Annotated in this window: 16 protein-coding genes and 1 pseudogene; 9 read left to right on the top strand and 8 right to left on the bottom strand. The window is 60.3% G+C overall.

What is annotated here, in order from left to right:
- Positions 1–36 precede the first annotated feature (36 nt).
- Positions 37–684 carry a peptide-methionine (S)-S-oxide reductase MsrA gene (gene msrA / locus U367_RS0101645; protein ID WP_028615463.1) on the top strand — a complete coding sequence of 216 codons (648 nt, stop codon included), beginning with the start codon at positions 37–39 and terminating at the stop codon, positions 682–684.
- A gap of 196 nt (positions 685–880) precedes the next feature.
- Here msrA and U367_RS0101640 read toward each other — a convergent pair whose 3' ends face one another.
- Positions 881–1,717, bottom strand: coding sequence for a 23S rRNA (adenine(2030)-N(6))-methyltransferase RlmJ (locus U367_RS0101640; RefSeq protein WP_028615462.1), 837 nt, complete (start codon positions 1,715–1,717; stop codon positions 881–883).
- A 174-nt stretch (positions 1,718–1,891) separates the two neighbouring features.
- Here U367_RS0101640 and U367_RS0101635 point away from each other — a divergent pair, with 174 nt between their 5' ends.
- Positions 1,892–3,169: an O-acetylhomoserine aminocarboxypropyltransferase/cysteine synthase family protein gene (locus U367_RS0101635; protein ID WP_028615461.1), complete on the top strand. Its 1,278-nt coding sequence runs from the start codon at positions 1,892–1,894 to the stop codon at positions 3,167–3,169.
- Here the strand turns inward: U367_RS0101635 and U367_RS0101630 are convergent.
- The 3 genes from U367_RS0101630 to putP form a co-directional block, all read right to left on the bottom strand.
- Positions 3,155–3,838 (bottom strand): DUF4123 domain-containing protein, encoded by a 684-nt coding sequence (locus tag U367_RS0101630; protein ID WP_028615460.1) that lies wholly within the window; start codon positions 3,836–3,838, stop codon positions 3,155–3,157. The two genes, U367_RS0101635 and U367_RS0101630, sit on opposite strands and share 15 nt — an antisense overlap.
- A 21-nt stretch (positions 3,839–3,859) precedes the next feature.
- The gene (locus tag U367_RS0101625) at positions 3,860–5,821 is read right to left on the bottom strand and encodes a type VI secretion system Vgr family protein (protein WP_028615459.1); all 1,962 of its coding nucleotides are present in this window, start codon (positions 5,819–5,821) and stop codon (positions 3,860–3,862) included.
- A gap of 204 nt (positions 5,822–6,025) precedes the next feature.
- The gene (gene putP, locus U367_RS0101620) at positions 6,026–7,510 is read right to left on the bottom strand and encodes a sodium/proline symporter PutP (RefSeq protein WP_028615458.1); all 1,485 of its coding nucleotides are present in this window, start codon (positions 7,508–7,510) and stop codon (positions 6,026–6,028) included.
- A 460-nt stretch (positions 7,511–7,970) separates the two neighbouring features.
- Between putP and putA the strand changes: the two genes are divergently transcribed.
- Positions 7,971–11,924, top strand: coding sequence for a trifunctional transcriptional regulator/proline dehydrogenase/L-glutamate gamma-semialdehyde dehydrogenase (putA, locus tag U367_RS0101615; protein WP_028615457.1), 3,954 nt, complete (start codon positions 7,971–7,973; stop codon positions 11,922–11,924).
- 200 nt (positions 11,925–12,124) lie between these two features.
- On the top strand, positions 12,125–13,927 hold the full coding sequence (locus U367_RS0101610) for an acyl-CoA dehydrogenase (protein WP_028615456.1): 1,803 nt from the start codon (positions 12,125–12,127) through the stop codon (positions 13,925–13,927).
- Here U367_RS0101610 and U367_RS0101605 read toward each other — a convergent pair.
- Entirely contained in the window at positions 13,924–14,217 is a 294-nt protein-coding gene (locus U367_RS0101605) for a cell division protein ZapA (protein WP_016977202.1), read from the bottom strand. The genes U367_RS0101610 and U367_RS0101605 overlap by 4 nt on opposite strands.
- Positions 14,214–14,444 (bottom strand): hypothetical protein, encoded by a 231-nt coding sequence (locus U367_RS0101600; RefSeq protein ID WP_016977201.1) that lies wholly within the window; start codon positions 14,442–14,444, stop codon positions 14,214–14,216. The genes U367_RS0101605 and U367_RS0101600 overlap by 4 nt, the downstream gene beginning before the upstream one ends.
- A 239-nt stretch (positions 14,445–14,683) precedes the next feature.
- Here U367_RS0101600 and U367_RS1000000132635 point away from each other — a divergent pair.
- From U367_RS1000000132635 to selO, 5 genes and pseudogenes are all read left to right on the top strand, one after another.
- Positions 14,684–15,445: pseudogene (locus U367_RS1000000132635) on the top strand (MCP four helix bundle domain-containing protein); the annotation flags it as partial.
- Between the two features lie 30 nt (positions 15,446–15,475).
- On the top strand, positions 15,476–16,348 hold the full coding sequence (locus tag U367_RS1000000132630) for a methyl-accepting chemotaxis protein (protein WP_370694346.1): 873 nt from the start codon (positions 15,476–15,478) through the stop codon (positions 16,346–16,348).
- Between the two features lie 343 nt (positions 16,349–16,691).
- On the top strand, positions 16,692–18,434 hold the full coding sequence (locus tag U367_RS0101590) for a potassium/proton antiporter (protein WP_016977199.1): 1,743 nt from the start codon (positions 16,692–16,694) through the stop codon (positions 18,432–18,434).
- 50 nt (positions 18,435–18,484) lie between these two features.
- Positions 18,485–21,868 (top strand): mechanosensitive channel MscK, encoded by a 3,384-nt coding sequence (gene mscK, locus U367_RS0101585; protein WP_028615454.1) that lies wholly within the window; start codon positions 18,485–18,487, stop codon positions 21,866–21,868.
- 48 nt (positions 21,869–21,916) lie between these two features.
- On the top strand, positions 21,917–23,380 hold the full coding sequence (gene selO, locus U367_RS0101580; RefSeq protein WP_028615453.1) for a protein adenylyltransferase SelO: 1,464 nt from the start codon (positions 21,917–21,919) through the stop codon (positions 23,378–23,380).
- A 40-nt stretch (positions 23,381–23,420) separates the two neighbouring features.
- On the opposite strand, the gene U367_RS0101575 is transcribed toward selO, so the two are convergent.
- Together U367_RS0101575 and U367_RS0101570 are read right to left on the bottom strand one after the other, a co-directional pair.
- Positions 23,421–23,822, bottom strand: a complete 402-nt coding sequence (locus tag U367_RS0101575) for a helix-turn-helix domain-containing protein (RefSeq protein WP_028615452.1) — start codon at positions 23,820–23,822, stop codon at positions 23,421–23,423.
- Positions 23,823–23,830: 8 nt separating this feature from the next.
- Positions 23,831–24,118: a type II toxin-antitoxin system HigB family toxin gene (locus tag U367_RS0101570; protein WP_028615451.1), complete on the bottom strand. Its 288-nt coding sequence runs from the start codon at positions 24,116–24,118 to the stop codon at positions 23,831–23,833.
- Between the last annotated feature and the right edge of the window lie 156 nt (positions 24,119–24,274).

Below are 24,274 nucleotides of genomic sequence, written 5' to 3'. Positions count from 1 at the left end.
ATTTACCGCTAACTCAACCTGACGAGAGGACTGATCATGGTCTTGCGCTCGGAAATTCTGGTGAACAAAAACGTGCTGCCTACCCAAGAACAAGCTCTGCCTGGCCGTGAAACCCCGATGGCGCTGCCAGAGAATCACTTCGTCAACGGCAACCCGCTGCTGGGCCCGTTCCTTGATGACGTCGGCTTTGCAATCTTCGGCCTGGGCTGCTTCTGGGGGGCCGAGCGCCGGTTCTGGCAGCGCGATGGTGTGGTCAGCACCGTGGTCGGTTACGCCGGCGGCTACACGCCGAACCCGACCTACGAAGAAGTCTGCTCCGGCCTGACTGGCCACAGCGAAGTGGTACTGGTGGTGTATGACCAGGCCAAGGTGAAATACGAAGATTTGCTGAAGATGTTCTGGGAACTGCACAACCCGACCCAGGGCATGCGCCAGGGCAACGACATCGGCAGCCAGTACCGCTCGGTGATCTATGCGACCACGCCGGAGCAATTGGCGGCAGCGAAGGCGAGTGCCGAGGCTTATCAAGCTGAGCTGACCAAAGCCGGACTGGGTGCGATCACCACGGAAATCGAAGAAGCGCCGACGGTGTATTTTGCCGAGGCGTATCACCAGCAATACCTGGCGAAGAATCCGCAGGGCTATTGCGGGATTGGCGGAACGGGCGTGAGCTGCCCGATCTGAAGCCATTTTGTGGTTACACAGATCCCCTGTGGTGAGCGAGCTTGCGCGCGCTGGGGCGCGAAGCAGCCCCAACAAGGCCGCTACGGTTTTTCAGATAGACCGTGGTGACTGGTTTTGGGGCTGCTACGCAGCCCAGCGCGAGCAAGCTCGCTCACCACAACAGCCTGCCCCCCCGCAAATTGATCAGCGTTGCTGACTACTCAGCGATGAGCCAATCCATCTGCCATCCACCCTGGGTCTGACCCAGCTTCTTGGACAGCCACGGCAGCAGCTCACGCAACTCCTCTTCCAAACCCCACGGCGGGTTGGCGATCGCCAGGCCCGAGCCGGTCAGGGTGTTGGGTGTGTCCAACGGATGCACCAGCAACTCCACACGCAGCAACTTCGGCGCACCGGTGCCGGCCAAGTCCTGGTAGAAACGGCGCAACATGCGTTGGTCTTTCACCGGGTACCAGATGGCCGCGACGGTCTGGCGCATGCGGCTCACGGCTTCCTTGAGGGAAGCGGCGCAGCGTTGCATCTCGTCGAGTTTCTCGAACGGTGGATCGATAAGCATCAGCGCACGCTTTTCCGGCACCGGCAGCAGGGCACGCGGTACATGCCAGCCTTCGCCCAAATGTACCTTCACGCGGCGATCACCCTTCATATTGTCCTTGAGCAGCACACCGTCTTCCGGGTGTTTTTCATTGAGCAGCACACGGTCCTGGGGACGAGTGAGGCGTCGCGCCAACTCCGGCGAACCTGGGTAGTAACGCAACTCGCCATCCGGGTTCATCTCATGCAGCACGCGCATGTAATCGGCTGTCAACGGCGGCAGATCGCTTTCGCCCCACAGGCGCGCGATGCCTTCCAGGTATTCACCGGTCCGGTTGGCCTGGTCGCCCTGCAGATCGTACAGGCCGATCCCGGCGTGGGTGTCGAGGTAGGCGAACGGCTGCTCCTTGCGCGACATCAGGGCGATGAGGCGGGTCAAGGTCAGGTGTTTGAAGACATCGGCGTGGTTGCCGGCGTGAAAGGCGTGACGATAATTCATGGTTGCTCCTGCGCAGGGGGCGAAGTTTACCTTTTACGCGGGCGTTGGTGCAGTGCGGCGTGCCGGGCGGTGCTTATGTCGAAAAGAGAGGTGTGCACCTGAAAAAAGTCTAAATGTTGGTGAGGGTGCGGATTTATTGTGGCGATCCACACGCCAGGGAGGTCCACCACCATCATGAAAGACGCCACCATCGCATTGCACCACGGCTTCAAGTCGGACCCGACCACCAAGGCCGTCGCTGTGCCGATCTACCAGAACGTCGCGTTCGAATTCGATAACGCCCAGCACGGCGCCGATCTGTTCAACCTGGACGTGCCCGGCAATATCTACACACGGATCATGAACCCCACCAATGACGTGCTGGAACAGCGCATCGCCGCGCTGGAAGGCGGTATCGCGGCCCTGGCGGTATCGGCCGGCAGCGCAGCGATTCACTATGCGATCCAGACCCTTACGCGAGCGGGCGACAATATCGTCACCACCCCGCAGCTCTACGGCGGCACCTACACCTTGTTCGCGCACTTGCTGCCCAGCTTTGGCGTCGATGTGCGTTTCGCCCGTGACGACTCGGCCGAAGCTATCGCCGAACTGATCGACGGCAATACCAAACTGGTCTACTGCGAAAGTATCGGTAACCCGGCGGGCAATATCGTCGACCTGGAAGCCCTGGCCAAGGTCGCCCACGCGCGTGGCGTGCCGCTGATGGTGGACAACACCGTGGCCACGCCGATCCTGTGCAAGCCGATCCAGTTCGGCGCCGATATCGTGGTGCACTCGGTGACCAAATACATCGGCGGCCACGGCAATTCCCTGGGGGGCGTAATCGTCGACAGCGGCACTTTCCCCTGGGCCGACTACCCGGAGAAATTTCCCGGTCTCAACAACCCAGAGCCGGCCTACCACGGTGTGGTCTACACCGAAAAGTTCGGTCCCGCCGCCTTCATCGCCCGCGCGCGTACCGTGCCGTTGCGCAACACGGGCGCGGCGCTGGCACCGATGAATGCCTTCCTGCTGCTACAAGGCTTGGAAACCCTGGCCCTGCGCATGGAACGTCATACTGAAAATGCCTTGAAAGTTGCGCAGTTCCTCCAAGGCCATGCCGACGTGGAATGGGTCAGCTACGCCGGCTTGCCGGATCATCCGCACCACGAACTGGCGCAGAAATACCTGCAGGGCAAACCCTCGGCGATTCTTTCGTTCGGCCTTAAAGGCGGTTATGCCGCCGGTGTGCACTTCTACGATGCGCTGCAAATCTTCAAGCGCCTGGTGAACATCGGCGACGCCAAGTCCCTGGCGTGTCATCCGGCGTCCACCACTCACCGGCAAATGAACGAGCAGGAACAAGCCAAAGCCGGCGTGAAGCCGGAAATGATTCGCCTGTCAGTAGGCATCGAGGCGATTGAAGACCTGATCGAAGATCTGCAGCAGGCGCTGGGTTCAACTCAACTCTGAAGCCAGGTAGTCCGCCAAACCGTGATGGCTGACATCCCGGCGGCGCGTGAAATAGGCGACCTTGTGCCGCAAGGTCGTCGGCACGAATGCGGTGTAAAGGTCGGGCCGCTGCTCTTCGAGCCCTTGCAGGAGGTTATCGATCAGAGTTTGGGGCGATTGCTCGGCCAGATGTTGCAGTAAAGGCGCAGGCGCTCGCCACCACGGGCTCGCCTTGGCGGCTGTGACTGGGCCAGAAGTGACGGTCAGCGACTGGCCATTGATCACGTAGCGCTGGAACACCGGCAATAGCTCATCGCCCGACTGCTGAAGGATTGGCAGGAATTGAGCACCATCCCAGAACCGTAAGAACACATCCTGACCATCGGGCAGGTAGACCTTGGTCAGTCCTTGCAGGTGTGCAATCACGGTTTCCAGCGGGTGGGTCGATATGGCCAACCACCCCCAATCCGTGGCATCAGTGCAGGCGGCCCATTCCAGGAAAGGACTGCCCGGCTCGACAATGCATACATAGGGCATGACCTCGTCCCATGTCGCATAGGCCGTGCCGGCCCATATGGGTTGCGGCGGAGCACCGACGGCAAGCGCCCGCCAAGCGTCAAGGGGTTTGGCGTCGCTGGCAGCGCTCAGCACTGCAAACAGTTGTTCGCCAGGCAGCAAAGGTTGATGCATCTTCGTAAATCCCTTTAAAAGTCAGATGGGGCCGCACTGGCCGTTTTTGCAACGCTCGCACTCTTCGCAAAACGGCGCGCTGCGCTTGAGGCTGGCCACCTGCACGCGGCTCAGCGGAGCAGGAATCACCGCCAGCAGTGTTTCCTTCAGTCCAGGCGTTAACGGCGCTGCAGTAGCAGCGGGCGCACTGCCAAGCTGGATTGGCATACTGCTGAAAATCCCGCCCGCAGACAGCGTGATCGACTGCCCGCCCGCCTGAATCGTGACAGTTGCGCCACCATCGATCACAACGCTTTGCCCCGCGCCTATCAGAATGGCCTGCCCTGCCCTTACCTGCCGAGAGCCGCCAACCATCAAGTGGTCGTCTCGCTTCAGGTCTGTCAGACGGTTGCCATGGATAATGCGCAAATCCTCGCCTTGCAGTTCGTGATGCGACTCACCGTCCACTTTTACCCGAAGGTCATGCAGCACGTGTTGGGTCCAGTCCCGCTGGGCACGCAGGTAGATTTCCTCGGCCCCCTTGCGGTCCTCGATGCGCAACTCGTTGTAGCCACCACCACCGGGGCTGCTCTGGCTGCGGAAGATGCTGCGGGTCTTGTCCGCAGGCAGATCGAGGGGCACCTGGGCGGCCGCATTGGGTAGGCAGCCCATGACCAGCGGCATATCCATGTCGCCATTAACGAAGCCTACCAACACTTCCATACCGACCCGAGGGATCAATACCGCCCCATAACGATCATGCGCCCAGCCGCTGGCAACCCGCAGCCAGCAGCTGGAATGGTCGTTATGTTCCCCATCGCGATCCCACGCCAACTGCACCTTGACCCGGCCGTATTCGTCGCAATGGATTTCGCTGCCGGCGGGACCGGTCACCACTGCGTTCTGGTAACCCGATATTTGAGGCCGGGACATAATTAGAGGTGCTCGAAACGCTACGTCCCAAGGCGTTACAACAAATTCATTGCTGTAGCCTTGAGGCGACTCATTGCCAACAGACTCCTCAAGCACCTGAGGTTGGTGCCCTACATGGTGCAACTGGGTAATCAGCCACAAATCATTCCATTCCTGACGAGGATGCCCAGTCATCTTCAAGAACTGCCCAGTGACCAACGCCGGCTGGTCGCTAGCGCCGCTCGCCTGACGGTAATCGCTGCGATGACGCTCCAGCAGGCGTTGCGCCAGGTACTTACCACGCTCACGATCCGTGAAGTACCCAGGGTAGCGCTGGTCGTCCAGGGCGGGCCGCAGCCGACTGGATACTTCGCTTTCCAACGTCAGGCTAGGCTTTTTGAAATCGTAGTCCCGCAGGTTCACACCGGTGGTACGAGTCTTCAGCCGCAGAATAAAGCGCTTGATCGCTGTCTCGTCGGCAACCATCCCGGTACCAGGCGAATACGGTGTGGGTTGATCAGGCCGCGCAAAAACACTTTGATCGTCGCCAAACACCAACAGGTGACGCTCAGGGGTGTGCTGGAAGTGATAGTGAATGCCCGATTCGGCACATAGACGCTGAATGAACTCCAGATCGGTTTCGCCGAACTGAACACAGTATTCACACTCGGGATACTTGCCGCTCAGTTGAAACGCGAAGGCATCACTTTGGATAGCCTGAGCTTGCAATACCTGCGCAATGATCTCGGGTACGGTTTTTTTCTGGAAAATCCGCTGGTGAGTGCTGTGTTCCAGATAAGCCAACTGCGGCACCAGGGTGATCTGGTAACGGGTAAGGCGCCTGCCCGAATCGCCTTGCGCCACCCGATACACCAAGCCATGAATACCATGACCATGAGCGTCAAACCCCAGGAACGCTTGACGGTGTAGCAGGCTCTCAAGGTCTTGATCGGACTGTTCGCTGACCAACTCAAGGTCAAAGCGAAAAGGCAGGCTGATGAACTCATCCCCCACGAAACCGTGGACCTGGAATTCACTGGGCTCCCCGTCGAGGGTCAGGGTAAAGGCGCTTTGGTTGGCAGGAGCGAACATCCGGTGTTTCTCTGCGGGGGGTGGGCTGCCGATTTTGCATCACCCTTGCAACCTGCTGAGCACTCGCCAAGAAAATCAGTAAAACCCTACGTGCGCACGTCCGAATTTTCTTAGGACCGACATAAATTACACATAAAAAAAGGCCCGCAATCCGTAGGACGCGGGCCTTTCTTTCAACTCACTTGGCGCTAAACACCCAGCGAATTACTTATTGAGGTTGTAGTCTTTTTCCGCAGCATCAAAACGCTCGACCATACCGGCAGTCGGTGCGCCCATCTTGCTCACGAAGTAGATCGCCAGGCTGGCGAAGATAAAGCCTGGGATGATTTCGTACAGGCCCAGCAATTCGAAGTGTTTCCACACAATCACAGTGATCGCGCCGACCAGGATACCGGCCAGTGCGCCGTTGCGGGTCATGCCTTTCCAGATCACCGAGATCAGCACCACAGGGCCGAATGCGGCGCCGAAACCGGCCCAGGCGTAGCTCACCAGGCCCAGTACGCGGTTTTCCGGGTTGGCGGCCATGGCGATGGCGATCAGTGCAACCAGCAGCACCATCAGGCGACCGACCCATACCAACTCAACCTGGGACGCGTTTTTGCGCAGGAAGGTCTTGTAGAAGTCTTCGGTCAAGGCGCTGGAGCACACCAACAGTTGGCAGCTCAAAGTGCTCATCACCGCCGCCAGGATGGCCGACAGCAGCACGCCGGCAATCCATGGGTTGAACAGCAGCTTGGCCAGCTCAATGAATACGCGTTCGTGGTTTTCGGTCACAGGACCTGCCACTTCCGGATGCGCCGAGAAGTAGGCAATACCGAAGAAGCCCACCGCCACGGTGCCGCCCAGGCACAGGATCATCCAAGTCATGGAAATGCGACGTGCCTTGGCAATCGACTTCACCGAATCCGCCGCCATGAAACGCGCCAGGATGTGCGGCTGGCCGAAGTAACCCAGGCCCCAGCCCATCAGCGAGATGATGCCGATGAAGGTGGTGTTTTTCAGCATGTTGAAGTTGTCAGGGTTCTGGGCTTCGATCGCCAGGAACGTGGTGTCGACGCCGCCGGTGGCCAGCAGCACGATGATCGGCGTGAGAATCAGCGCGAAGATCATCAGCGTGGCTTGTACGGTATCTGTCCAGCTCACGGCCAGGAAACCACCGACGAAGGTGTAGGCAATGGTCGCTGCGGCACCGGCCCACAAGGCAGTCTCGTAGGACATGCCGAAGGTGCTTTCAAACAGGCGGGCGCCGGCGACGATACCGGAGGCGCAGTAAATGGTGAAGAACACCAGGATCACCACGGCGGAGATGATCCGCAGCAGGCCGCTTTTATCTTCGAAACGGCTGGAGAAGTAATCCGGCAGGGTCAGCGCGTCACCGTTGTGCTCGGTCTGGACCCGCAGGCGACCGGCGACGAACAGCCAGTTGAGGTAGGCACCGACGATCAGGCCGATGGCGATCCAGCTTTCCGACAGGCCAGACATGTAGATCGCGCCCGGCAGGCCCATCAACAACCAGCCGCTCATGTCGGAAGCGCCGGCCGACAAGGCAGTCACCACGCTACCGAGGCTGCGACCGCCCAGGATGTAATCGGAAAGGTTGTTGGTGGAGCGATAGGCCATGAAGCCGATCAGCACCATTGCTGCGATATAGATCACGAACGTGATCAGGGTTGGATTACTAACGCTCATAAGAGTGACGCCCTGGCTTTGTTTTTATGTAGCAACGGTCTGTCAGACGGCCACCCACTGGAAGTAGGTAGACGTAGCTGCGTGCCGCGCATTTATGACTGACGTTTCCCCAGGAAAGCCGTCAGCCGATGAACCGAACTTTCAAAGTGGTTGCACCTTGGGCGCGAATGCTATTCAACAAAGCAAATAAGGTGCAACCAGTTTCGTGAGAATAAGTTGCACCTTGATATGTTTTGTGGAAAACGCCCTGTTTTTGCTCCTTTTCGGAGCAAGAACAGCCGATCTCAGAAGCAAACGCACCAAGGCAGAGCGGAATCCGTCGGCAGTGTCTTTTTTTCCCGATCACGATCGAAAATTTCCTGAATAAAAAGGGTTGCACCCGGTTGCACCTCTGCATGCGCAAAGCTAATCTTGCCGCCAGCTAATGCCACTCGGTAGTGGCACCCATGAGGATAAGAAAATGGCTACGACCACCCTTGGGGTCAAACTCGACGACCCGACCCGCGAGCGCCTGAAGGCTGCCGCGACCTCCATTGATCGCACGCCGCACTGGCTGATCAAGCAGGCGATTTTCAATTACCTGGAGAAACTGGAGGGTGGTGCAACCCTGTCCGAACTCAATGGTTTGAACAGCAAGGACGCCGACGATGCAGGCGAGGTCCAGACCGACCACGCCCACCAGTGCTTCCTTGAGTTCGCCGAGAGCATCCTGCCGCAATCCGTATTGCGCGCCTCGATCACCGCCGCTTACCGCCGCCCCGAGCCGGAAGTGGTGCCGATGCTGATCGAACAGGCTCGTCTGCCGGGCCCAATGGCCGAAGCCACCAACAAGCTGGCCGCCTCAATCGCCGAAAAACTGCGTAACCAGAAAAGTGCTGGCGGCCGTGCCGGTATTGTTCAGGGCCTGCTGCAGGAGTTTTCCCTGTCGTCCCAGGAAGGCGTGGCACTGATGTGCCTGGCCGAAGCGCTGCTGCGCATCCCGGACAAGGGCACTCGCGACGCACTGATCCGCGACAAGATCAGCACCGGCAACTGGCAGCCGCACTTGGGCAACAGCCCGTCGCTGTTCGTCAACGCTGCTACGTGGGGCCTGCTGCTGACCGGCAAACTGGTCGCCACCCACAACGAAGCAGGCCTGACCTCGTCCTTGAGCCGCATCATCGGCAAGAGCGGCGAGCCGATGATCCGCAAGGGCGTCGACATGGCGATGCGCCTGATGGGCGAACAGTTCGTCACCGGCGAAACCATCGCCGAAGCCCTGGCCAACGCGAGCAAGTTCGAAGCCAAGGGTTTCCGCTATTCCTACGACATGCTCGGTGAAGCTGCGCTGACTGAACACGACGCGCAGAAGTACCTGGCCTCGTACGAACAAGCCATCCATTCGATCGGCAAAGCCTCCCACGGCCGTGGGATTTATGAAGGTCCGGGTATCTCCATCAAGCTGTCGGCACTGCACCCGCGCTACAGCCGTGCGCAGTACGAGCGCGTGATGGACGAGCTGTACCCGCGCCTGCTGTCCCTGACCTTGCTGGCCAAGCAATACGACATCGGCCTGAACATCGACGCCGAAGAAGCCGACCGCCTGGAGCTGTCCCTGGACCTGCTGGAGCGCCTGTGCTTCGAGCCGCAACTGACCGGCTGGAACGGTATCGGTTTCGTGATCCAGGCCTACCAGAAGCGTTGCCCGTATGTGATCGACTACGTCATCGACCTGGCGCGCCGCAGCCGCCATCGCCTGATGATCCGCCTGGTGAAAGGCGCGTATTGGGACAGCGAAATCAAGCGCGCCCAGGTCGAAGGCCTGGAAGGCTACCCGGTCTACACCCGCAAGGTGTACACCGACGTTTCCTACATTGCTTGCGCGCGCAAACTGCTGTCGGTGCCGGAAGTCATCTACCCGCAGTTCGCCACGCATAACGCTCACACGCTGTCGGCCATCTACCATATCGCCGGTCAGAACTATTACCCCGGCCAGTACGAGTTCCAATGCCTGCACGGCATGGGCGAACCGCTGTACGAGCAGGTCGTAGGCAAGGTTGCCGATGGCAAGCTGAACCGTCCGTGCCGTGTGTACGCTCCAGTCGGCACCCACGAAACACTGCTGGCTTACCTGGTCCGTCGCCTGCTGGAAAACGGCGCGAACACCTCGTTCGTCAACCGCATTGCCGACCAATCCATCTCCATTCAGGAGCTGGTGGCCGATCCAGTGGCCAGCATCGAGCAAATGGCCACGCTGGAAGGCGGCTTCGGCCTGCCGCACCCGCGTATCCCCTTGCCGCGTGACCTGTACGGCAGCGACCGCGCCAATTCGGCCGGTATCGACCTGGCCAACGAACACCGCCTGGCGTCGCTGTCCTGCGCCTTGCTGGCCACGGCTCACAACAACTGGAAAGCTGCGCCGATGCTCGGTTGCGCCTCCAGAGAGCAAGCGGCGGCGCCGGTACTGAACCCGTCCGACCTGCGTGACGTGGTCGGTCATGTTCAAGAAGCCACCGTCGAAGACGTCGACAACGCTATCCAGTGCGCCATCAGCGCCGGTCCGATCTGGCAGGCCACCCCGCCCGCCGAGCGCGCCGCCATCCTGGAACGTGCCGCCGACCTGATGGAAGGCGAGATTCAGCCACTGATGGGCCTGCTGGCCCGTGAAGCCGGCAAGACCTTCGCCAACGCCATCGCCGAAGTGCGTGAAGCCGTAGACTTCCTGCGCTATTACGCGGTGCAGGCACGCAACGATTTCACCAACGACGCCCACCGCCCACTGGGGCCGGTGGTGTGCATCAGCCCGTGGAACTTCCCGCTGGCCATCTTCAGCGGCCAAGTCGCCGCCGCATTGGCCGCCGGCAACCCGGTACTGGCCAAGCCGGCCGAACAAACTCCGCTGGTCGCCGCGCAAGCCGTGCGCATCCTGTTGGAAGCCGGTATTCCGGAAGGCGTGCTGCAACTGCTGCCGGGCCAGGGCGAAACCGTGGGTGCCCGCCTGGTGGGGGATGATCGCGTCAAAGGCGTGATGTTCACTGGCTCTACCGAAGTGGCGCGTCTGCTGCAACGCAATGTCGCCGGCCGCCTGGATGCCCAGGGCCGTCCGATCCCGCTGATCGCCGAAACTGGCGGCCAGAACGCGATGATCGTCGACTCCTCGGCGCTCACCGAACAAGTGGTAATCGACGTGGTGTCCTCGGCCTTCGACAGTGCCGGCCAACGCTGCTCGGCCCTGCGCGTGTTGTGCCTGCAGGAAGATTCGGCAGACCGTGTCATCGAAATGCTCAAGGGCGCCATGGCGGAATGCCGTCTGGGCAACCCTGAGCGCCTGTCCGTCGACATCGGCCCGGTGATCGATGCCGAGGCCAAGGCCGGCATCGAAAAACACATCCAGGCCATGCGCGACAAAGGCCGCAATGTGTATCAAGTGGCGATTGCCGACGGTGAAGAGATCAAGCGCGGCACCTTCGTGATGCCGACCCTGATCGAGCTGGAAAGCTTCGACGAGCTGCAACGGGAGATCTTCGGACCGGTGCTGCACGTGGTGCGCTACAAGCGCAAAGAGATCGACCAGCTCATCGGCCAGATCAACGCTTCCGGCTACGGACTGACCCTGGGCGTGCACACCCGTATCGACGAGACCATCGCCAAGGTGATCGACAACGTCAACGCCGGTAACGTTTATGTGAACCGCAACATCGTGGGCGCTGTGGTCGGCGTGCAACCTTTCGGCGGCGAAGGTCTGTCGGGCACTGGCCCGAAAGCCGGAGGCCCGCTGTACCTGTACCGCCTGCTGTCGACGCGCCCTACGGATGCCATCGAGCAATCCTTCGTACGCGGCGACGCACTGGCCGCGCCGGACGTGCGCCTGCGAGATGCCATGAGCCAGCCGCTGACCGCCCTGAAATCCTGGGCCGACAGCAATAAGTTCAGCGACCTGAGCGCCCTGTGCAGCCAGTTCGCCGCGCAATCGCAAAGCGGTATCACCCGTCAACTGGCCGGCCCGACCGGCGAACGCAACAGCTACGCCATCCTGCCCCGCGAGCACGTACTGTGCCTGGCGGAAGTGGAAGGCGATCTGCTGACGCAACTGGCGGCGGTACTGGCCGTGGGCGGTTCGGCGGTATGGCCGGAATCTGACCTGACCAAGGCCTTGTTCCCACGCCTGCCGAAGGAGATTCAGGCGAAGATCAAGCGCGTGGCCGACTGGACCAAGGACGACGTAGTGTTCGACGCGGTCTTGCATCACGGTGATTCCGATCAATTGCGTGCGGTGTGCCAGCAAGTTGCGCGGCGCAGTGGGGCGATTGTCGGGGTGCATGGCTTGTCCCAAGGCGAGACCGCGATTGCACTGGAACGCCTGGTGATCGAGCGGGCGTTGAGTGTTAACACGGCGGCAGCTGGCGGTAACGCCAGCCTCATGACCATCGGCTAACGGTAAACCCTGTGGGAGCTGGCTTGCCTGCGAGAGCAGCACCTCAGTGCAACTGACGCACCGAGGTGTCTGCATCGCAGGCAAGCCAGCGCCCACAAGAACCGAGTTTGTTCTGGCCTTCCATCACCCAAATCAATCTTGCTATCCAGCCTCTATTCGCGCACTTAGACTCAGGCCAATTCCTCCAAAGGTAAGCCGCCATGTCCGAGACGCTGCTCAGTTCCCGCAATCTGGCTTTCGAGCTGTATGAAGTCCTCGATGCCGAGGGCCTGACCCAGCGCGAGCGGTTTGCCGAGCACAATCGCGAAACCTTCGATGCGGCCATCAGTACCGCGCGCACTATTGCCGAGAAGTATTTCGCTCCTCACAACCGCAAGAACGACGAAAACGAACCGCGCTACGAAGACGGCAAGGCCATCCTGATTCCGGAAGTGAAGCCAGCGGTGGATGCGTTCCTCGAAGCCGGCTTCCTCAACGCAGCCCGCAGCTTTGAAGCGGGTGGCATGCAACTGCCCACCCTGCTGTCCCAAGCCTGTTTTGCGCACTTCCAGTCGGCCAACGCGGCATCTACTTCCTATCCGTTCCTGACCATGGGCGCCGCCAACCTGATCGAGAGCTTCGGCACTGAGGACCAGAAACAACGCTTTCTGCAACCGATGATCGACGGCCGTTTCTTTGGCACCATGGCCCTCACCGAACCTCACGCCGGCTCATCCCTGTCAGATATTCGTACACGCGCAGAGCCAGCGGCTGACGGGACTTACCGACTCAAGGGCAATAAGATCTTCATTTCCGGCGGTGACCACCCGCTGTCGGAAAACATCGTGCACATGGTGCTGGCCAAACTTCCGGACGCACCGGCCGGGGTGAAGGGCATTTCGTTGTTTATCGTGCCCAAGTTCCTGGTCAACGACGACGGCAGCCTGGGCGAGCGCAACGATGTGTTGCTGGCCGGGCTGTTCCACAAGATGGGTTGGCGCGGCACCACGTCCACTGCGCTGAACTTCGGCGATAACGGCAATTGCATCGGTTATCTGGTGGGTAAGCCGCACCAGGGTTTGAGCTGCATGTTCCAGATGATGAACGAGGCGCGGATTGGCGTCGGTATGGGCGCCGTCATGCTCGGTTACGCCGGCTACCTCTACTCGCTGGAATACGCCCGCGAACGCCCACAAGGCCGCCTGCCCGATAGTAAAGATCCCACGACCGCGCCGGTCTCGATCATTCAGCACGCAGACATCAAGCGCATGCTGCTCACCCAAAAATCCTACGTAGAAGGCGCCTTCGACCTCGGCCTCTACGCCGCGCGGCTGTTCGACGACACCACCACCCTGGCCACCGAAACCGAACGCAAACAGGCCCACGAACTGCTGGACCTGCTCACGCCCATCGTCAAATCCTGGCCGTCGGAGTTCTGCCTCAAAGCCAACGAACTGGCGATCCAGATTCTCGGCGGCCATGGCTACACCCGCGAGTACCCTGTGGAGCAGTATTACCGTGACAACCGCCTGAACCCTATCCATGAAGGCACCCACGGCATCCAGTCCCTGGATTTGCTCGGGCGCAAATTGGCGCAAAATGGCGGCGCGGGTCTGAAGCAACTGATAAGACTAATTGCCGAAACTGGTGCTCGCGCGCAGGCATACCCAAGCCTCACCCCACTGAGGGAACCCCTGGAACAGCTGGTCAGCCGCCTGCAAACCGTCACCCTTGGCCTGTTGACAGATCTCGCCCAGGGCAAGGTCAACAGCAGCCTGGCGAATTCGGCGCTGTACCTGAAGGTGTTCGGGCATACGGTAATTGGCTGGCGCTGGCTGGAACAGGCGATTCGCGCCGAAGCAGGCTTGGCCAAGGGTCATGCGGCGGATGTGGCCTTCTATAGAGGCAAGCTCCAGGCTGCCCGGTACTTCCTGACCTGGGAAGTGCCGAGCTGCCATCATGAACTGGCAATCTTGGAGGCCCGCGATGACACGTGCCTCGGCATGCAAGATGAGTGGTTCTAAGGCGTTCCGATCGCCTTGGAAATCACATCGACCGTGGCGCTGACTTGCTCTTGGTAACGGTCGAGTTCCTGCTGGTGCGCCTGCTGCATTTCGATCTGCTCGGCGCACAGGTTCAGCGCCGCCAGCACCAGTAGCTTGTCACCGATCAGGGTCGGGTACTTCTTCTTGGTGGTGGCCAGGGACGCCTTGAGCAGGGTCACGGCGTGCATCAGGGTTTTCTCTTCCCCGGCCGGTGCCTTGATCGAGTAATCCTCTCCGAGAATCGAAACGACCTTTATCCCTTCACTCATGCGCCGACAGGCCCTGCGCTCACACGCTCAACCAGCGCCTGGATACGCGCGGCGGTGGCGCCGTGCTTTTCTTCCTGTTCCATCAGGTTCAGTTGCAGGCTGTCGTTCTCGTCCTTGGCGCGGGCCAGTTCGGCCTTGAGGGATTCGTTGGTGCCCAGCAGATCCTGGTTCTGCTGTACCAGATCGCTGACCAGTTGTTCCAATTGGCTGAGGGATGCTTCTAACATTTTGATTTCTCGGGCTTTTTAAAAGGGCGGTGACGATAAAGAAAATTCACCTCGGATGCCAGGGTTATCCCCGGCGCGCAGCCCGATTTTTAAGGGCCGGGCCGCACTTTCGAGCCTTAGTGACTGCATTTCCCGGATCTGGTTCCTGAATCGATCAAACCCCTCGTCAGATGCGACAAAACCGCACACGCCCCTTTAGACTTTAGTCGTACGACCGATAAAGAGGGACACCCCGTCTGATGGCCGCACGGATCGCGCATCTCCCCCAGGATTCCCGCATGTCGCTTCGTAATATGAATATCGCTCCGAGGGCCTTCCTCGGCTTCGCGTTTATTGGCGCGTTGATGTTGTTTCTCGGTGTGTTCGCCCTGAATCAAATGAGCAAGATACGCGCCGCCACGGAAGACATCACCCTGTCCAGCGTGCCAAGCATTCGTGCCCTCGATGAGTTCACCCAACTGACTCTGCGCCTGCGGGTGCTGTCGTACCGCCTGCTGACCAACCGCGAGCCGGAGGTCCAGCAAAAAACCCTGGAAGCCTTTGAGCTGCGCAATCAGCAGATTCGCACGGCCCAGGGCATCTACGAAAAACTCATCGAGAGCAGCGAAGAGCGCTCGACCTACGACGAATACGTACGCCTGCTGGGCCAGTACCATCAGATTGAAGAGCGCATGAAGAGCCTGTCGCGCGCCAATCAAGTGGAAGAGCTGCGCACCCTGCTCAATACCGAACTGCTGAGCAACTCCGAGCAGGTCAACGCCGTGCTCACCCGCCTGCTGGACATCAACAATAAGATGGCCCTGGCTACCAATAAAGACGCCGAAGACCAATACAACATGGCCTTCAACATGGTGGTGAGCCTTCTGGTGATCGCCACCCTGCTGACACTGCTGTTTGCGTGGCTGCTGACCCGCAGCATCACCCTGCCCATCTCCCAGGCCTTGGAAGCAGCCGAAGAAGTGGCCGAAGGCAACCTGACGCGCCCGATCAAAGTCGACGGCAACGACGAAGCCGGGCGCCTGTTGGCGGCCATGGCCAAGATGCAGGACAAACTGCGCGACACCCTGCAACGCATTGCCGGGTCCGCGACCCAGCTGGCGTCGGCTGCCGAGGAACTGAACGCCGTCACCGACGAAAGCGCCCGTGGCCTGACCCAGCAAAACAACGAAATCGAACAAGCCGCCACGGCGGTGAACGAGATGACCAGTGCCGTCGAAGAAGTTGCCCGCAATGCGGTGAGCACCTCCGAGGCATCGCGCAACGCCACCACTTCTGCCGGCGATGGCCGTGACCTGGTGCAGGAAACCGTCAGCGCCATCGAACGCATGAGCGGCGATGTGCAAGCCACCGCCACCTTGATTGGCGACCTGGCCAATGAATCACGCGATATCGGCAAGGTGCTGGACGTGATCCGTGGCCTGGCCGACCAGACCAACCTGCTGGCCCTGAACGCGGCGATTGAAGCGGCACGTGCTGGCGAAGCCGGTCGCGGTTTTGCGGTGGTCGCCGATGAAGTGCGCGCACTGGCTCATCGCACGCAGCAATCGACCAGCGAGATCGAGCGGATGATCGGCAGTATCCAGGCCGGCACCGAACACGCGGTGGATTCGATGCGCAACAGCACCGAACGCGCCGAATCGACGCTGAATATCGCCAAAGGCGCCGGGATGTCGCTGGATACCATCAATACCGCGATCGTGGAGATCAACGAACGCAACCTGGTGATCGCCAGCGCAGCGGAAGAACAGGCCCAGGTGGCGCGGGAAGTGGATCGCAACCTGGTGAATATTCGCGACTTGTCCGTGCAATCAGCGACGGGCGCCAGCCAGACCAGTGCGGCGAGCAGCGAGCTGTCGCGCCTGGCGGTGGATTTGAATGGAATGGTCGGCCGTTTCCGCCTGTAACTGACCCCGACCGACTGTAGTGAGCGGGCTTGCCCCGCGCTGGGCTGCGAAGCAGCCCCAACAGGAACACCTCATTTTTACAGACAGTATCCGGTGACTGGTTTTGGGGCTGCTTCGCAGCCCAGCGCAGGGCAAGCCTGCTCACCACAAAAGTCTTGATCATCACAGCCTGCCTGCTCACCACTAGAGCCCTGCTCACTAGAGCAAGCCAGCTTCTACATTAGCTCCGCACGAATCAGAAAAAGCTTTTTGACAGCGCAGCAATTCAACAGGTTAGAATCGCTGGCACGCAGACTGCATGGTCAGTTTGCGCCCCGTCTTGTTTGCTCATGGAGTACTGCCTTTGAATGCGACGACCATCAACAGCCTGTTCTTGATCGGCGCGTTGCTGGTGAGTGCGAGCATTCTGGTGAGTTCTCTTTCGTCCCGCCTGGGTATCCCGATATTGGTGATCATCCTGGCCGTGGGCATGGTCGCCGGCGTCGATGGCGGCGGCATCATCTTCGATAACTACCCAACCGCCTACCTGGTGGGCAACCTCGCCCTGGCCGTGATCCTGCTCGATGGCGGTTTACGCACACGGGTGGCGAGTTTCCGCGTGGCACTCTGGCCGGCGTTGTCGCTGGCCACGGTGGGGGTGTTGATTACCACCGGCCTCACCGGCATGGCCGCGGCCTGGCTGTTTGACCTCAATATCATCCAAGGCTTGTTGATTGGCGCAATTGTCGGCTCCACAGACGCTGCGGCAGTGTTCTCGCTGCTCGGCGGCAAGGGCCTCAACGAACGGGTCACCGCCAGCCTGGAAATCGAATCCGGCAGCAACGACCCAATGGCGGTGTTCCTCACTGTCACCTTGATCGACATGCTCGCAAGCGGCCAGACCGGCCTGCACTGGAGCCTGCTGACTCACTTGGTGCGCGAGTTCGGCATCGGCGGCGTGGTCGGCCTGGGCGGCGGCTGGCTGATGCTGCAAATGGTCAACCGCATCAACCTGGCCACCGGCCTGTACCCGATCCTGGTGATCGCTGGCGGCCTGTTCGTGTTCGCCGTAACCAACGCCCTGCACGGCAGCGGCTTCCTCGCCGTGTACCTGTGCGGCCTGGTGATCGGCAACCGCCCGGTGCGCAGCCGTCATGGCATTTTGCATATGCTCGACGGCATGGCTTGGCTGGCGCAGATCGGCATGTTCCTGGTACTGGGCCTGCTGGTCACGCCCCATGACTTGCTGCCCATCGCGTTGCCGGCCCTGGGCCTGGCGCTGTGGATGATTCTGTTTGCGCGGCCATTGTCGGTAATGGTCGGCCTGCTGCCTTTCAAAGCGTTCCACGGTCGGGAAAAGGCCTTTATCGCCTGGGTGGGCCTGCGCGGCGCGGTGCCGATCATTCTGGCGGTGTTCCCGCTGATGGCCGGGCTGCCCCATGCGCAGCTGTACTTCAATCTCGCGTTCTTTATCGTGCTGGTGTCGCTGCTGGTGCAGGGCACGAGCCTGCCGTGGGTGGCCAAGCTGCTCAAAGTCACCGTACCGCCGGACCCGGCGCCGATTTCCCGTGCCGCGCTGGAAGTGCACGTCACCAGCGAGTGGGAGCTGTTCGTCTACCGCCTGGGCGCGGAAAAATGGTGCATCGGCGCAGCCCTGCGTGAGCTGAAAATGCCCGAAGGCACGCGGATCGCCGCGCTGTTCCGTGGCCAGCAACTGCTCCATCCGTCGGGTAGTACCGTGCTGGAAGTCGGCGACCTGCTCTGCGTGATCGGCCACGAACACAACCTGCCGGCCCTGGGCAAACTGTTCAGCCAAGCCCCGCAACGCGGTCTGGACCTGCGTTTCTTCGGCGACTTCGTGCTGGAAGGCGATGCCCAACTGGGCGCGGTTTCCGCGCTGTACGGCCTGAAGTTGGAAGGCATCGACCCGGATATGCCGCTGAGCAGTTTCATCACCCAGAAAGTCGGCGGCGCGCCCATCGTCGGCGACCAGGTGGAGTGGAACAACACCATCTGGACCGTCGCAGTCATGGACGGGAACAAGATTGGCAAAGTGGGCGTCAGATTCCCCGAAGGAAGTCGCCCGGGCCCCGGACTCTTCCTCTAAACTGCGGGGCGACGACGCCCCCGATTCTTCACCTTGCAAGACCGGTCTCTATGCCTACCCTGCGCACGTTCCTCGCCACTGCCCTGCTGGGCCTGACCCTTTGTGTCGGCACCGTTCACGCGGCCGACCCGCCCAGCGCCGACGCCATCCAGCAAACCCTGGACAAGCTGCCCGACCGCAAGTTGCCCGACGCCGACATGAAGGCCCTGCAGGGCATCCTGCAGCAGACCTTGACGTACCTGGGCAACAAGCAGGATTACGAGCAGCGCCTGGTCGACCTCAAGCGCCAGCTGGAAGACGCGCCGCGCGAGACCGCCGACAACCAGCGCGAACTGACCCGGCTCAAGGCCACCAAAATCATCCCGGTCGCCCAGCGCTACGCCACCCTGCCGGTGCCGCAGCTTGAGCAACTGCTGGTGCAGCGCACCACCCAGCAAGGCGACCTGCAAAAAGAACTGGCTGACGCCAACAGCCTGTCCATCGCCGCGCAAACCCGCCCCGAGCGCGCCCAGACCGAAATCAGCAGCAGCCAGACGCGCATCCTGCAGATCAACTCGATCCTCAAGGCCGGCAAGGACAACGGCAAGACCCTCAGCGGCGACCAGCGCAACCAGCTCAATGCCGAACTGGCCGCCCTCAACGCACTGATCCCGCTGCGTCGCCAGGAACTGGCCGGCAACAGTCAACTGCAAGACCTGGGCAACAGCCAACACGACCTGGTGATGGAAAAAACCGCGCGCCTGGAACAAGAGATCCAGGACCTGCAAACCCTGATCAACCAGAAACGCCTGGCCCAGTCCCAACAAACGGTGACCCAGCAGTCCATCGAAGCGCAAAAGGCCGGCGGCAGTAGCCTGCTGGCCACGGAAAGCGCGGCCAACCTGAAGTTGTCCGACTACCTGCTCAAAAGCACCGACCGCCTCAACGATCTGACCCAGAAGAACCTGAAAACCAAGCAGCAACTCGACACGGTGACCCAGAGCGACTCGGCCCTGGACGAGCAGATCAACGTGCTCAAGGGCAGCCTGTTGCTGTCCAAGATCCTCTACAAACAGAAACAAGCCTTGCCACGCCTGACCGTGGACCGCGACCTGGCGGACGACATCGCCAACATTCGCCTGTACCAATTCGAGGTCAACCAGCAACGCGAACTGATCAGTTCGCCAAGTGCCTATGTGGATAACTTGCTGGCCAACCAAGCGCCGGAAGACATCACCCCCCAACTGCGCCGCACCCTGCTGGAACTGGCGATCACCCGCAGCGACCTGCTGGAGCGCCTGAGCCGTGAGCTGAGCGCGCTGCTCAATGAATCCATCACCCTGCAACTGAACCAGAAACAACTGCTCAGCACCGCCACCACCCTGCGCGCGACGCTGGATGAGCAGATGTTCTGGATCCCCAGCAACAAGCCGCTGGACACCGAATGGCTGGAAACGGTGCCGGCGCACCTGAGCAAGCAAGTCGCCACCTTGCCCTGGGCCTCCAGCGTCAGCGAACTGTACGACGGCCTGACCCAGCGCCCGCTGCTGTTCCTGCCGCTGCTGCTGTTGATTGGCGCGCTGCTATGGCGCCGTAAAAACCTGTACCAGCGCCTGAACAAGGTGCATCTGGATATTGGCCACTTCAAGCGCGACAGCCAGTGGCACACGCCCCAGGCCATCCTGATCAATATTCTGCTGGCAATGCCGGTTTCCTTAGGCTTGGCGCTGTGCGGCTACGCGCTGCAAATCGACGCCCGTGGGCAGAACGCCAACCTCGGTTCGGCCCTGCTGCAAATCGCCCAGGCCTGGCTGGTGTTCTATACCGCTTATCGCATCCTGGCGCCGGGTGGGGTGGCGGAACTGCACTTTCGCTGGGAAAAGCCCCAGGTCGAATTCCTGCAAGGTTGGGTGCGCAAACTCGGGCTGGTGGTACTCGCGCTGGTGGCCGTGGTGGCCATCGCGGAACACCAACCGGCGGCGCTGGCCGACGACGTGCTGGGCATCGGCGTGGTACTCACCTGCTACGCGCTGATGGCCTGGCTGCTCGGCCGCCTGTTGCTCAACAGCCCGACCCATGAAAAGGCCTCACTGTTCCGCAAGGCCGTGGGCCTGATGTTTACCGCGCTGCCGGTCGCGCTGTTTATCGCCGTGTGCTTTGGCTACTACTACACCGCGCTCAAGCTCAGCGACCGCCTGATCAACACCCTTTACCTGCTGATGTTCTGGCTGGTGATCGAAGCCACCTTCGTCCGCGGCCTGGGCGTCGCCGCGCGGCGACTGGCCTATGCGCGTGCCCTGGCCAAACGCCAGGCCGCCAAGGAAGCCGGCGACGGCGAAGCAGTGATCGAAGAACCGACCCTGGACATCGAACAGGTGAACGAACAGTCCATGCGACTGATCCGCCTGGCCTTGCTTGGCGGCTTTATTGCCGCGCTGTACTGGGTATGGTCTGACCTGATCTCGGTGTTTTCGTATTTGGATAACGTCACGTTGTACGAATACACCAGCGGTACGGGTGCCAATATCAGCATGGTGCCGATCAGCATCGGCGACTTGCTCGGTGCGCTGATCATCATCGGCATCACCTTCGCCCTGGCGCGCAACCTGCCCGGCCTGCTCGAGGTGCTGGTGCTGTCCAAGCTGGACCTGGCCCAGGGCAGCGCCTATGCGACCACCACGTTGCTGTCGTATGTGATTGCCGGCGTCGGTTTCGTCTCCACCTTGTCCACCCTCGGCGTGAGCTGGGACAAGTTGCAATGGCTGGTGGCGGCGCTGTCGGTGGGCTTGGGCTTTGGTATGCAGGAGATCTTCGCGAACTTCATCTCCGGCATCATGATCCTGTTCGAACGCCCGGTGCGCATCGGCGACACCATCACCATCGGCAACCTGTCGGGCACGGTGAGCAAGATCCGCATCCGCGCCACCACGATCACTGACTTTGACCGCAAGGACATCATTGTCCCGAACAAAACCTTCATCACTGGGCAACTGATCAACTGGTCGCTGACCGATACCATCACCCGCGTCACCCTGAAACTGGGCGTGGACTACGGCTCGGATCTGGACCTGGTGAAGGAACTGTTACTCAAGGCTGCCAGGGAAAACCCACGGGTCCTGAAAGAGCCAGAACCCCATGTTTACTTCCTCAATTTCGGCGAAAGCACGCTCGACCACGAACTGCGCATGCATGTGCGCGACCTGGGTGACCGTAACCCGGTGCTGGACGAGGTCAACCGCTACATCAACCGTGAGTTCAAGAAACAGCACATCAACATCTCGTTCCGGCAGATGGAGGTGTACCTGAAGAATATGCACGGTCAGGAATACAAATTGGTGCCGGTTGAGGATGACCGCAAGACCATCGCAGGGCCTGAGACAGAGCAAGACGCCCCCGAGCCGCCACCCGGCAAAGTCGACGATGCGCCGGAACCGCCGCCGAGCAAGCTCGACTAACTCCGCTATCCCCAGCAGAATGCTCGGACATTCTGCTGGAGATGGCCGGTGAAAGCCCTCGACGAACTGACCTTCGACAACCGCTTCGCACGCCTGGGCGACGCATTCTCGACCCACGTACTGCCTGAGCCCCTCGACGCACCGCGCCTGGTCGTAGCGAGTGAGGCTGCGATGGCCCTGCTCGACCTTGACCCCGCTGTTGCCCAAACGCCGGTATTTGCCGAATTGTTTGGCGGCCACAAACTGTGGGCCGAGGCGGAACCACGGGCGATGGTCTATTCCGGGCATCAGTTCGGCGGCTACACCCCGCAGCTGGGTGACGGCCGTGGGTTGTTACTGGGTGAGGTGTACAACGAAGCCGGCGAGCACTGGGACCTGCACCTCAAGGGCGCCGGGATGACGCCTTACTCACGCATGGGCGATGGTCGCGCCGTGTTGCGCTCCTCAATCCGCGAGTTTCTGGCCTCCGAAGCCCTGTACGCGCTGGGCATCCCCAGCAGCCGCGCGCTTTGCGTGATCGGCTCCGACACCCCCGTGTGGCGTGAGAAACAGGAGCGTGGCGCGATGCTATTGCGCATGGCGCACAGCCATATCCGCTTCGGCCATTTCGAATATTTCTACTACACCAAGAAGCCCGAGCAGCAGGCGCTGTTGGCCGAGCATGTACTGAACCTGCACTACCCCGAGTGCCGCGAACAACCCGAGCCATACCTGGCGATGTTCCGCGAAATCGTCGAGCGCAACGCCGAATTGATCGCTAAGTGGCAGGCTTATGGCTTCTGCCATGGCGTGATGAACACCGACAACATGTCGATCCTCGGCATCACTTTCGACTTCGGGCCGTTTGCGTTTCTGGATGACTTTGACGCGCACTTCATCTGCAACCACTCGGACCATGAAGGGCGCTATTCCTTCAGCAATCAGGTGCCGATTGGGCAGTGGAACTTGAGTGCATTGGCGCAAGCACTGACGCCGTTTATCAGCGTCGACGCCTTGAAAGAAGCCCTTGGGCTGTACCTGCCGCTGTATCAGGCGAACTACCTGGACCTGATGCGCCGCCGCCTGGGACTCACCACCGCCGAAGACGATGACCAGCATCTGGTCGAGCGGTTGTTGAAGCTGATGCAGAACAGCGGCGTGGATTACACCCTGTTCTTCCGCCGCCTGGGGGATGAGTCGGCGGCGTTGGCGGTGACGCGGCTGCGCGATGACTTCGTCGACCTGGCCGGGTTTGATGCCTGGGCCGAGCAGTACAAGGCGCGTGTTGCACGGGATGGTGACTACGGCGAGGAACAGCGCCGTGCGCGGATGCATGCGGTGAACCCGCTGTATATCTTGCGCAACTATCTTGCGCAGAATGCCATCGCTGCCGCCGAGTCCGGGGATTACAACGAAGTACGACGGCTGCATGAAGTGCTTTCCAGGCCGTTTGAGGAGCAAGCTGGGATGGAGCAATACGCACAGCGGCCGCCGGATTGGGGGAAGCATTTGGAAATTAGTTGTTCGTCTTAAGGAGGCGTATCCAGAAGATCGCCCACCGTCTTGGTTATGATCAGATGAACATGTCCACCGGCACCTTGAAGAACTCCGCCAGCCAACGAATCTGCCGAACGTTCAGCTGGCGTTTTCCACTCAGGATTTCTGAGACAACCGATTGAGCGCCTACGCCAGGCAGATCACTTTGCGTCAAACCATGCTCCTGCATCATTGACCGCAGTACATCAACTCCGCTCGCCTCAGGTATAGGCCAATGCTCTAAGTCGTAGACCTCAACCCAGTCACCGATGATATCGACCAGCCCCATCAGCGGATGGGTTTCATCTTCCCCCACGATATCCAGCAATTCGTCGAGCGCCTCTACCAACAGATCGTAATCAGCCTCGGTTTTCGGCTTACGCAACAAGGGGGACACGAACTGCCAATGCTCGGCAACCTGCTCGATCAATACACTCATTTTTCCCATTACTCCTTCCATTTACCCTTGTCGTATTCACGATGGTCCAAAATATGCCGGATATAGAGGCGCTGCATTCGATAGCGCACGATGGCAACAAGGCGGAGCTTGTTACCTCCAATATTGAACACATGCAGTGCCCCAACTTTATCCACAGCAGGGAAAACTGCTCTCAACGTCGCAAAATCTTCAGGGCTGATGACTTTGACCTTACGATGCCACTCATCCAGAGCACTCGCTGAGTGAGGCCATTTTTCCTTGGCATTTCGTATTTGCTTCGCACTGATCACTCGCATGCAACATCCCTATCGCATCTTGCTATGAAGGTTAAACCCGAACGCTGACTATCGCAATTTGCTATAGAACTGATCGGACCGGTGGTGCCTTGTCGAACACGCTTTCACAGCCTAGATAGGCACGCGTAATCGGCGCGCAAAAATCTGTGAGCATAT

Origin of the sequence: Pseudomonas canadensis, from assembly GCF_000503215.1 — a bacterium.
In the GTDB taxonomy this organism is placed as follows: domain Bacteria; phylum Pseudomonadota; class Gammaproteobacteria; order Pseudomonadales; family Pseudomonadaceae; genus Aquipseudomonas; species Aquipseudomonas canadensis.
This window is presented reverse-complemented; position numbering and strand designations above follow the sequence as displayed.

Coding starts and splice junctions, on each gene's coding strand:
- msrA (WP_028615463.1), top strand. CDS start 37: ATGGTCTTGCGCTCGGAAATTCTGGTGAACAAAAACGTGCTGCCTACC.
- U367_RS0101640 (WP_028615462.1), bottom strand. CDS start 1,717: ATGAATTATCGTCACGCCTTTCACGCCGGCAACCACGCCGATGTCTTC.
- U367_RS0101635 (WP_028615461.1), top strand. CDS start 1,892: ATGAAAGACGCCACCATCGCATTGCACCACGGCTTCAAGTCGGACCCG.
- U367_RS0101630 (WP_028615460.1), bottom strand. CDS start 3,838: ATGCATCAACCTTTGCTGCCTGGCGAACAACTGTTTGCAGTGCTGAGC.
- U367_RS0101625 (WP_028615459.1), bottom strand. CDS start 5,821: ATGTTCGCTCCTGCCAACCAAAGCGCCTTTACCCTGACCCTCGACGGG.
- putP (WP_028615458.1), bottom strand. CDS start 7,510: ATGAGCGTTAGTAATCCAACCCTGATCACGTTCGTGATCTATATCGCA.
- putA (WP_028615457.1), top strand. CDS start 7,971: ATGGCTACGACCACCCTTGGGGTCAAACTCGACGACCCGACCCGCGAG.
- U367_RS0101610 (WP_028615456.1), top strand. CDS start 12,125: ATGTCCGAGACGCTGCTCAGTTCCCGCAATCTGGCTTTCGAGCTGTAT.
- U367_RS0101605 (WP_016977202.1), bottom strand. CDS start 14,217: ATGAGTGAAGGGATAAAGGTCGTTTCGATTCTCGGAGAGGATTACTCG.
- U367_RS0101600 (WP_016977201.1), bottom strand. CDS start 14,444: ATGTTAGAAGCATCCCTCAGCCAATTGGAACAACTGGTCAGCGATCTG.
- U367_RS1000000132630 (WP_370694346.1), top strand. CDS start 15,476: ATGGCCAAGATGCAGGACAAACTGCGCGACACCCTGCAACGCATTGCC.
- mscK (WP_028615454.1), top strand. CDS start 18,485: ATGCCTACCCTGCGCACGTTCCTCGCCACTGCCCTGCTGGGCCTGACC.
- U367_RS0101575 (WP_028615452.1), bottom strand. CDS start 23,822: ATGAGTGTATTGATCGAGCAGGTTGCCGAGCATTGGCAGTTCGTGTCC.
- U367_RS0101570 (WP_028615451.1), bottom strand. CDS start 24,118: ATGCGAGTGATCAGTGCGAAGCAAATACGAAATGCCAAGGAAAAATGG.